Raw genomic sequence first — 9,420 nt, forward strand, 5'->3', positions numbered from 1 at the left:
GGCAATGCGGAACGGTCCTCAGGCGAGCGCCGGCTCGCGAGCGGCCTTTGCACTCGCGGGCGCCGCAGCGACCGGCTTGCGCAGGCCGGCCTGCACGAGCAGCGGCATGACCTTCTCGTTCCAGTAGGGCAGTTCCTGGTTGTAGTCGACCATGGTGATCAGCGAGCCATCGACGCCGGTCTTCGAGAGTTCGAGCATCCGGTCGACGATCTGCTCCGGCGTGCCCACGAGCGGGTAGCCGCCCCAGCCGGCGATGAAGTTGCGGCGGAACTTGTCCATGTAGTCGGGCGAGTACGAACCGCTCTCGACGCCGAACACCTTGCAGATGTTGTCTGCCGCTTCCCAGTCGCCCTTCTGGTTGACGTAGTAGTCGTAGTACTCCTTGGCCTCCTTCTCCGTATCGCGCGCGACGGCGTAGCTGTACGTGAAGGTGCCGATCTCGCGCTGGTACTGCTCCCAGGCCAGCTTCTTCATCTCCTTGACCCAGGCGCTCGCCTTGTCGAGACCTTCTTCCTCGATCACCGAGAAATTGATGTCGCAATACTTGGCTGCGAACTCACGCCCCTTGCCCGACGAGCCTGCGCTGATCAACACGGGGCGGGGCGACTGGTAGGGCTTCGGGTCCGCAAAGCCCTGCTTCACCGACAGGAACTGGCCGTCGTAGTCGAACCACTGTTCGGTCCACAGCTTCTCGACGATCTCCACCCACTCGGTCGCGTATTCGTAGCGGGTGTCGTGCTCCATCATCTTGCGGCCGAACATTTCCATCTCGGGCGTGAACCAGCCGCACACCATGTTGATGCCGAAGCGGCCCTTGGAGATGCGATCGATCGTGGTGCCCATCTTCGCGGCGACGATGGGGTGGATGGTCGGCACATGCGAGGTGGCGAACAGGAAGATCTTCTTCGTGACGGCCGCCAGCGACGCTGCCCAGGTGTAGGTCTCCATGCAATTGCCGTTGAAGTTGCTCGGGCCGCCGAAGCCGCGCCAGCGCGCGATCGGCACCATGCATTCCCATCCGGCGGATTCGAGGATTTCGGCAATCTCCTTGCTCTTCTCGAAGGTCGGCTCGAAGGTGGTCTCGGCCAGCGTCATCGCGCAGGCGTTGGAGCAGTTCGAGCCGAAGATGCCCAGCTTGAACTTGTTGTCGTTGAACATCGGGTTGCCGGCTTCGCGGAAGGCGTCGAGGTTGGTGGTCATGGTGGGTCTCCTTGGATGAACGGGGATGGACAGGCGAAAGGCGAAAGGGCGAAGAGGGAGGCGGATTCAGGAAGAGGTCTTGCCGCTGCGGACCTGCAGCAGCTGCGCGAGCTCGTCGACCGTGCGTTCGACGCGGGCATGGAATGACTCGACGAGCCGGTCGGGCGTCTCGAAATCCGGTTGCAGCGCATAGAGGCCGCGCGTCGCGACGAGGGTGTCGAAGAACAGGAAGAGGGGCCGCAGGTGGTAGTCGATCACCGAGGCGTGCGCCGGTGCTGCGCCGGTCGCGGTCAGCACGACCGGCTTGCGTGCCAGTGCCGTCATGTCGAACTGGTCGAACATGTGCTTGAAGAGGCCGGTGTAGGCGCCCTTGTAGACGGCCGTGCCGACCACGAGCGCATCCGACTTTTCGATTGCGCTCAGGACGGCCTCGACCTCGGGCTGAACCTTCGAACGCTCGGTCGTCTGTCCGAAGCCGGGGCCGGCGTCGATCAGGTCGTACAGGGCGGTGGTGCCGAGGCCGCGGGCACTCGCCTCGTCCAGCACGGCCTGCACCAGCGTGCGGGTCCGCGAGGGGCGGGAGAGATTGCCGCTGAAACCGACGATGTGCATTCGCGTCTCCTGGGGTGTGCGCCGCACGGAACGGCTCCGGATGCGGCATGGGGACGAATGCTATGGACGAGGCCGGAAAGCCTGTAGCTGATTCTGGGCAACCGGGCTTGCAAAGAATTCAAACTCGATAGAAACCCTAAGCCCGCTCTTTCGAGCAACTCGAAGGGACTTCCCAGAGGCGCAACGGTTCATCAAGGCACGCTGGAATGCCCTGCGCGGTAACGATCTGTATTCGCCTCATGCGTCAAGGCAACCCGGTCTTGACGAAATTCATAAGCGGCCGCAGGGTTGCGGAGCGCGACCCTTCGCGTCGACGGAGACCGGCGACATGCTCCCTGACATCGATTCACTCGCGCTGTTCGTTCGCGCAGCCGAGTTGCACAGCCTCAGCAAGGCCGCTGAAGCGTCCCACATCGGCGTGGCCGCCGCGAGCCGCCGCATCGCGTTGCTCGAGCACCGCTTCAAGACGACCCTGCTGGAGCGATCGCCGCGCGGCGTCGAACTCACCGCGGCCGGCGTTTCGCTTCTGGGCCACGCCAAGACGCTGCTCGTGCACCTCAACCACATGAACGCGGACATGAGCGACCACGCCGCCGGTCGCAAGGGCGTGCTGCGCGTCATCGCCAACACGTCCGCCATGACCGAATACCTTCCGGACGACCTCGCGACATTCGCGAAGGACAACCCGGACGTGCGCCTGGTAGTCGAAGAGCGCTGGAGCACCGAGGCCGTGAACCTGCTGCTCGCGGGCGAGGCCGACGTCGGCATCGTCGTGGAGGGCACCCGCACCGAAGGGCTGGAAACTTTCGCCTACCGCTCGGACCGCCTGGCCGTCATCGCGCCGCGTTCGCATGCGCTTGCGCAACTGGAAGCCATGCGCTTCGAGGACGTCCTGGACCACGACCTCATCGCGCTGGAAAGCGGCTCCTCGATGATGCGGCTTCTCGCCGAACAGGCCGTAGTGCTCGAGAAGTCGCTGAGCCTGCGCGTGCAGGTCCGCAGCTTCGAAGTGGTGTGCCGCATGGTCCAGGCGGGCCTCGGGATCGGCCTGTTGCCCTTCCAGGCCGCCAAGACCCTCGGCGAGAGCATGGGCCTGGTCGTGCGTTCGCTCGCCGAGCCATGGGCCGAGCGGCATATGCTGCTGTGCGTCAAGAAGGACCGGCCGCCCAGTCTCCCGCTGACTCAGTTGCTCGACCATCTCCGGGCCGGGGCGCCGCCGGCGGCCCAGTAGATCGCTCAGCTCCAGGCGCTCGAATTTCGACAAGACCGCCTTGCCGAACTTCCGATGGACGCGTTTGCGGCGTGATCCAAGAATCTGGCCGTCGCGATTCGCGTCGTGTGGCGCGATCGGCTACCCCCACTCATTGCCTGGAGACTCACACATGCTTTCCTCGGAGCGCGCTCTCTTTCCCGCTGCCATCTCGCAAGCGGAGTCCATGCCGGTGTATGGTCACCTGATCGGCAATCGCTGGGTCGCGAGCGAGCCCTCGCCCCTTCCCGTGGTCGCGCCGGCCACCGGAGAGCGGTTCGCGTGGCTTGCGCGCGGCGGCGCGAAGGAGATCGATGCGGCCGTCGACGCCGCACGTGCCGCGCTGGACGGCGAATGGGGCCGCATGACGGCAGCCGATCGTGGCCGGCTCATGCTTCGCTTTGCCCAGAAGGTGCTGGACAACGTCGAACGCCTGGCCTGGATCGAGGCCCACGACACCGGCAAGCCGATCTCGCAGGCGCGCGCGGACATGCGTGCAGTCGCACGCTACTTCGAGTTCTATGGCGGCGCCGCAGACAAGGTTCACGGCGAAGTCATTCCCTACATGAACGGCTACAACGTCACGGTGGTGCGCGAGCCGCTCGGCGTCACCGCGCACGTCACGCCGTGGAACTACCCGGCGCAGATGTTCGGCCGCACCATTGCGCCCGCCATCGCAATGGGCAATGGCACCGTGCTCAAGCCTGCGGAGGAAGCCTGCCTGGTGTGCCTCGAACTCGGGCAGCTCGCGGTGGAAGCGGGCTTTCCGCCTGGCGCGCTGAACATCGTGACGGGACTCGGCGAGGAAGCCGGTGCGCCGCTGTCGAAGCATCCCGGCATCAACTTCCTGTCGTTCACGGGGTCGCCGGAAGTCGGCCGGCTGATCCAGGAGGCCGCGGCCATCCATCATGTGCCGGTGGTGCTCGAACTCGGCGGCAAGTCACCCCAGGTGGTCTTCGCCGACGCCGATCTCGAAGTCGCGGCTGCAGCGGTCAGCAAGGCCATCACGCAGAACACCGGCCAGACCTGCTCGGCCGGCAGCCGGGTGCTGGTGGAGCGGCCGATCTTCGACAAATTCATGGGCATGGTCGCCGCCAACTTCGAGAAGCTGCGCATCGGTCGCCCCGAGGACGACACCGACCTTGGCCCGGTCGTCAACCAGACGCAGCAAAAGCGCGTGCTCGAGTTCATCGAAGGTGCGCGCAAAGAAGGCGTCCCGGTGATCGCCGAGAAGCGCCCAGACGCATCGCTGGCAGGCGGCTACTTCGTGCCGCCCACGGTCTTCGGGCCGGTGGCAGCCGACAACAAGATCGTCTGCCAGGAGATTTTCGGCCCCGTGCTTGCGGCGCAGGTGTTCGATTCGGAAGACGAGGCGGTCGCGCTCGCCAACGGCACGGAGTTCGGCCTGGTGGCCGGCGTCTGGACGCGAGACGGCGCACGCCAGCAGCGACTGGCGAAGCGCATCGTCTCGGGCCAGGTCTTCGTCAACTGCTATGGCGCGGGCGGCGGCGTCGAGCTTCCGTTCGGAGGCACCAAGCGCAGCGGCCATGGGCGCGAGAAGGGCTTCATGGCGCTCGAGGAAGTGAGCACCACGAAGACGGTCGTGAACTTCTACGGCTGATCGCGACATCCATCTGACGCCACACGAGGAGGCCTTCGACATGGCAAGCAAACCTTTGGAAGGGATCACCGTCGTCGCCCTCGAGCAGGCGGTCGCCGCGCCCTATTGCAGCAGCCGCCTCGCGGACGCAGGCGCACGGGTCATCAAGATCGAGCGTGCCGAAGGCGACTTTGCGCGCGGCTACGACAGCGCGGTGCACGGCGAGTCGTCGTATTTCGTGTGGATCAACCGCGGCAAGGAATCCATCTCGCTGGACCTGCGCAACGAGGACGATCGGGCGCAGTTCACTGCGCTCATCGCCAATGCGGACGTGTTCATCCAGAACCTCGCGCCCGGCGCCACGGTGCGGCTTGGCTTCGGCTCGGAAAAGCTGCGCGAGACGCACAGGCGATTGATCACCTGCGACATCTCGGGCTATGGCGAGAGCGGGCCGCTGCACGAGCTCAAGGCCTACGACCTGCTGGTCCAAGCCGAAAGCGGGCTCGTCGCAGTCAGCGGTGCACCCGGACCGTGGGGTCGCATCGGCGTGTCGATCTGCGACATTACCGCCGGCATGAACGCGCTCATCGGCATCCAGCAGGCGCTGCTGCAGCGCGAGCGCACCGGGCGCGGCAGCGGCATCAAGGTGTCGCTCTTCGACTCCGCCGCCGAACTGATGACCGTGCCCTACCTTCAGGCGCGCTATGGCGCAGGTGCGCCGGACCGGGTCGGGCTCAAGCATCCGAGCATTGCGCCGTATGGCGCCTTCACCTGTTCTGACGGGCGCGAGTTCGTGCTGTCGATCCAGAACGAACGCGAGTGGGCCAACTTCTGCGAATGCGTGCTGTTGCGGCCCGACATCGCAACCGATTCACGCTTCGTCAGCAACAACGTGCGCACGAGCAACCGATCCGAACTGGAGACGCTGATTCGCGGCGTGTTTGCCGAACTCACCTACGCGCAGGCCGTCGACCGGCTCACCGAGGCGCAGACGGCGTATGGCGCAATCAACTCCGTGCACGACCTCATCCAGCATCCGCAATTGCGCACGCGACCCATGAGCGTGCGCGGGCTTGTCGCGCAGATTCCGGCCACGCCCTATGCAACAGAGTGGGACGATGACACGTATGCGCAAGCACCCGCCATTGACCAGCACGGCGACGCCCTTCGCCACGAGTTCGAGGCGATCTCGGGATCGAGCATCTGAGGAGTGGCGGCGTGTCATCCGTCTCATGGACAAGCGTCACACCGTGATGTCTTCACGCTGGCCGACATGGCGTGCGCGTGTCAGCCATTTGGCCTGAGCTGCTTTCGCATGGGCAACGCCTCCATGCCGAAGGCCAGAACCGGAGGCCCTTCAGCAGTGAATCCGTTGCGAACGTAGAACGCCCGAGCTGTGCGTGTGCTCTCCAAGCGCAATGCCTCGACCCCCGCACGAGCGGCTTGGTCTTCAAGGGCTGCGAGTAGCGCCTTGCCAACCCCTGTGAAGACCACGGAGGGCGCGACGTAGCAGAGCATCACCTCACCGGTCCTCAAGGCAGACCCGAACCCGACCGTTTTCCCGTCGGCGCTTGCAACAATTGAGAACGCGTTTGGTGAAGAGATGACCCCGCGCACGAAGTCAGGCGTCTTGTTGCGCAGCCACCCCTGGAGCACCGTCGCATCGCCGCGGTGGTCGTCGTGACAGCACTCGAGGATGGAGCTCCGAATCACAGCGCAGGCATCGGCTGCGTCATCTTCCGTCGCGGGTCGAACTTGAATATTCATGGCGCCTCAAGTGTCGGCTCCTGGCCGTGCCGCGACCTATTTCGCGTCGCGACTGCGGTTCAGCGTTCCGAAAACGAAGACAAGCTGCGACATCGAGGTTTACCAGGCCTACTACAAGAACGACAACATGCGATTTCGCCACCGGGCGCGTTGCTCAACGCAAGATCCGCTTCAGTTCCAGTGACTCACTGGCCAGGCCGATCGAGACGCGGCGATATTGCGCCTCGAACTTCACAACACGGCCGATGTCCTGTGCATAGAAAGCTGTTGCTTCAAACGGCAACGCCTGTGTTGGGCCGACGCCTACGGCGGCGTACATCCACCCCTTGTAGGTGATCTTCGTCGCCATCAGCGTCGTGCCGTCCACATCGAATGTCGATTCGCCGGCGACCGTCGCATCCAGCTCGTAGCGAGCCTTCTCACCGTTCGACGCGGTGTAATCCTCGCGCCATCGCATGCCGGGCCGAAGGTCCTTGCGGCCCCAGCCCCCCGGTGGGGACGACGAATCGAAAAGGCCACCAAGCGGCGAACTTACGGACAGGACCTTTCCGTCAAGCGATTCGACTCGGCTTCCTTGATTGAAGATCAGTCGGTCGCTCTCGATTCTGTCGAGGTGATAAAGGACTGTTGAACCGGTACCCGTGAGCCGATCCACCAGGACATACTCCAGTGCATCGCCCCTGCGGAGCGCTGCGCCCGTTGTGATCTGCGCTACTGGCATCGCTGGCATCTGGACAGGAGTGGCTGCCGGCATCGGCACCTTCGCGGGTGCCTGCTGCACATCGACAGTCTGTTGAACTGCGTTCTGGGCTGGTCTTTCTGCCGGAATCGCCGTTCGGACAGGAGGCCCGGAAATAGTCGCCCTGACAAACGTGCCCGCGACCAAGCCATCGTCGCGATTTCCGCTGCGGTCATACATGCGTTCATGACCAAAGACCAGTTGGATCCAGGTCGGATACGTGTACGCGGCCCCTGTACCGACATCGACGGCTGCGCCGATGACGCCTCCAATCAAGACGTTGCCCGCAAGACCTGCATTCGCGCGCGATACGGCCTGTCCCACCGCAGGTGGTTGCCCTCCGAGTACGCATTTGATCGACAGATTGCTGCCTGAACGGCGAACCAGAGCGCTCTCGCCAGAGCGCACGAAGAACGAGCCTTTGTCATTCTGGAGCTCACATTCCGCGCCCGGAATCGTGGCGCCTCCAGCATCGCTGACGGTCTCGACTTTTACGGACTGTTCGGTGCCCTGCGTAACCGATGCGCACCCCCCCATAGTGAACGCGGTGAACAGCATCACCACCGTGCCCCATCTCCTCATCTCGACCTCATTATTTGATGTAACCAAATGAGTCTAGACGAAGAATGGGCCGCCCGAGGACCCCCTCTTTGTTGGGTTTCAACCGTCCTTATTTTGTCCCCGACCAACTTCATTTCCCAGTTTCAGACGCTTGTCTCGCATGCTGGGTCCTGTCCCAGATAAGCAAGTTCATGTCCCGGATAAGCAAGTGAAAGCGCTCACTGCGCCAGATACTGGCTGCGTTGGCACTTCAGTCCAGCATCGAGATTCCGGAGACAAGACATGAACCTGCATCACCTCGCGCGCCCCGCCATGGCGGCGCTGATCGGATGGTCGTTGTCGCTCAGCGTCTGGGCGATCGGCGAAAAGCCCTTGAAGGTCATCGTTCCGGCGCCGGCCGGCGGGTCGGCGGACATCGCCGCACGCGTGATCGGGCAACAGATATCCGATGACATCGGGCGACCGGTCGTCATCGAGAACCGCGCCGGCGCCACCGGATCGATCGGCCTTGCCGCCATGCTCAAGGCCGAGCCAGACGGGGACACGATCGCCTTCGGGCCGAGCAACATGCTGGTGGAAGCGCCGCAGGTGATGAAGGTCCCCTACGACCCGCTCAAGGACATCACGTCCATCGGCCGGGTGGCCTTCACGAGCTATGTGCTCGTCACCGGGGCGACCTATCCGGCCAAGGATTTCCAGGGCCTTCTCGCACAGCTGAAGACGCGCAAGGACAAGTCCTCCTTTGCCAGCTACGGCACGGGCACGGTGTCGCAGTACTCGGGACTGATCTTCAGCAGCAAGGCCGACCTGGGCATGCAGCACGTGGGCTATCCCGGCTCACCGCCGGCGCTCCAGGACGTGATCGGCGGCCGGATCGACATCATGTTCGACGGCATGGTGACTTCGCTGCCCCTGATCAGGAGCGGCATGCTGCGCGCCTATGCGGTGGCCGGGAAGAACCGGTCCAAGTACCTGCCCGACGTGCCGACCATGACCGAGCTGGGCTATCCGGACATCCAGTTCCAGGGGCAGATGTGCTTCTACGGCTCCAGCAAGCTGCCGCCGGAGGTGCTGCACAAGCTCCAGGCGGCCATCAAGAAGGCGGCCAGCGCGCCGGCGGTTCAGCAGAAGCTTTTCGACGTGGGCCTGGAGCCTGACGTGAGCGTCGATTCAGCCGCGCTGCTGGCGGAGAACAGGCAACTGTTCCAGCGCAACGCCGCGATCGTCAGGAAATTCGACATCCAGCCGAACTGAGCGGCATCCACCTTCCAACACCGAGGACCACACCATGAACTTCCTTGACGGCCACCTGTACCCCGAGAACCAGCAACCCCTGATCATCACGGCCGCGCCCTATGCGCCGGGCTGGATCCCCTCGGACTTCCCGGAAGACATTCCGATCACCATGGAGGAGCAGATCCAGAAGGCGGTGGATTGCTACGAGGCCGGCGCCACCGTGCTGCACCTGCATGTGCGCGAAGCCGACGGCAAGGGCAGCAAGCGGCTGTCGATGTTCAACGAGCTGATCGCCGGGGTGCGCGCCCGTGTGCCGGAAATGATCATCCAGGTGGGCGGCTCCATCAGCTTCGCGCCGGAGGAAGGGCAAGCGGCCAAGTGGCTGAGCGATGACACGCGGCACATGCTGGCCGAGCTCGACCCCAAGCCCGACCAGGTGACGGTGACCGTCAACAC

9 protein-coding genes are annotated in these 9,420 nt (G+C 64.1%); 5 read left to right on the plus strand and 4 right to left on the minus strand.

The genetic code is table 11. The features are described from left to right. Window positions 1-18 precede the first annotated feature (18 nt). The gene (locus tag BLW05_RS29665; RefSeq protein ID WP_093167428.1) at window positions 19-1,200 is read right to left on the minus strand and encodes an LLM class flavin-dependent oxidoreductase; all 1,182 of its coding nucleotides are present in this window, start codon (window positions 1,198-1,200) and stop codon (window positions 19-21) included. Window positions 1,201-1,266: 66 nt separating this feature from the next. Continuing rightward, entirely contained in the window at window positions 1,267-1,812 is a 546-nt protein-coding gene (locus BLW05_RS29670) for an NAD(P)H-dependent oxidoreductase (RefSeq protein WP_093167430.1), read from the minus strand. A gap of 328 nt (window positions 1,813-2,140) precedes the next feature. Here BLW05_RS29670 and BLW05_RS29675 point away from each other — a divergent pair, with 328 nt between their 5' ends. The 3 genes from BLW05_RS29675 to BLW05_RS29685 all read left to right on the plus strand — a co-directional run bounded on the left by BLW05_RS29675 (window position 2,141) and on the right by BLW05_RS29685 (window position 5,868). Continuing rightward, a complete protein-coding gene (locus BLW05_RS29675; protein ID WP_093167432.1) occupies window positions 2,141-3,043 on the plus strand; it encodes a LysR family transcriptional regulator in 903 nt (300 codons plus the stop codon). Between the two features lie 205 nt (window positions 3,044-3,248). Further along, on the plus strand, window positions 3,249-4,682 hold the full coding sequence (locus BLW05_RS29680; RefSeq protein WP_093167461.1) for an aldehyde dehydrogenase family protein: 1,434 nt from the start codon (window positions 3,249-3,251) through the stop codon (window positions 4,680-4,682). Between the two features lie 40 nt (window positions 4,683-4,722). Beyond that, the gene (locus tag BLW05_RS29685) at window positions 4,723-5,868 is read left to right on the plus strand and encodes a CaiB/BaiF CoA transferase family protein (protein ID WP_093167434.1); all 1,146 of its coding nucleotides are present in this window, start codon (window positions 4,723-4,725) and stop codon (window positions 5,866-5,868) included. An 80-nt stretch (window positions 5,869-5,948) separates the two neighbouring features. On the opposite strand, the gene BLW05_RS29690 is transcribed toward BLW05_RS29685, so the two are convergent. Further along, window positions 5,949-6,428 carry a GNAT family N-acetyltransferase gene (locus BLW05_RS29690; RefSeq protein WP_093167436.1) on the minus strand — a complete coding sequence of 160 codons (480 nt, stop codon included), beginning with the start codon at window positions 6,426-6,428 and terminating at the stop codon, window positions 5,949-5,951. Window positions 6,429-6,582: 154 nt separating this feature from the next. After that, window positions 6,583-7,731 (minus strand): hypothetical protein, encoded by a 1,149-nt coding sequence (locus BLW05_RS29695; protein ID WP_143044958.1) that lies wholly within the window; start codon window positions 7,729-7,731, stop codon window positions 6,583-6,585. A 279-nt stretch (window positions 7,732-8,010) separates the two neighbouring features. Here BLW05_RS29695 and BLW05_RS29700 point away from each other — a divergent pair, with 279 nt between their 5' ends. Together BLW05_RS29700 and BLW05_RS29705 are read left to right on the plus strand one after the other, a co-directional pair. Continuing rightward, window positions 8,011-8,982 carry a tripartite tricarboxylate transporter substrate binding protein gene (locus BLW05_RS29700; RefSeq protein ID WP_093167440.1) on the plus strand — a complete coding sequence of 324 codons (972 nt, stop codon included), beginning with the start codon at window positions 8,011-8,013 and terminating at the stop codon, window positions 8,980-8,982. A 34-nt stretch (window positions 8,983-9,016) separates the two neighbouring features. Next, window positions 9,017-9,420: 3-keto-5-aminohexanoate cleavage protein (locus BLW05_RS29705; RefSeq protein ID WP_143044959.1), on the plus strand; the 404-nt coding region annotated here is incomplete at its 3' end.

The organism is Variovorax sp. YR216, assembly GCF_900107745.1.
In the GTDB taxonomy this organism is placed as follows: domain Bacteria; phylum Pseudomonadota; class Gammaproteobacteria; order Burkholderiales; family Burkholderiaceae_C; genus Variovorax.

Bases quoted from the DNA above. Each gene is read 5' to 3' on its own strand.
- BLW05_RS29665 (WP_093167428.1), bottom strand. From the start codon at position 1,200: ATGACCACCAACCTCGACGCCTTCCGCGAAGCCGGCAACCCGATGTTC.
- BLW05_RS29670 (WP_093167430.1), bottom strand. From the start codon at position 1,812: ATGCACATCGTCGGTTTCAGCGGCAATCTCTCCCGCCCCTCGCGGACC.
- BLW05_RS29675 (WP_093167432.1), top strand. From the start codon at position 2,141: ATGCTCCCTGACATCGATTCACTCGCGCTGTTCGTTCGCGCAGCCGAG.
- BLW05_RS29680 (WP_093167461.1), top strand. From the start codon at position 3,249: ATGCCGGTGTATGGTCACCTGATCGGCAATCGCTGGGTCGCGAGCGAG.
- BLW05_RS29685 (WP_093167434.1), top strand. From the start codon at position 4,723: ATGGCAAGCAAACCTTTGGAAGGGATCACCGTCGTCGCCCTCGAGCAG.
- BLW05_RS29690 (WP_093167436.1), bottom strand. From the start codon at position 6,428: ATGAATATTCAAGTTCGACCCGCGACGGAAGATGACGCAGCCGATGCC.
- BLW05_RS29700 (WP_093167440.1), top strand. From the start codon at position 8,011: ATGAACCTGCATCACCTCGCGCGCCCCGCCATGGCGGCGCTGATCGGA.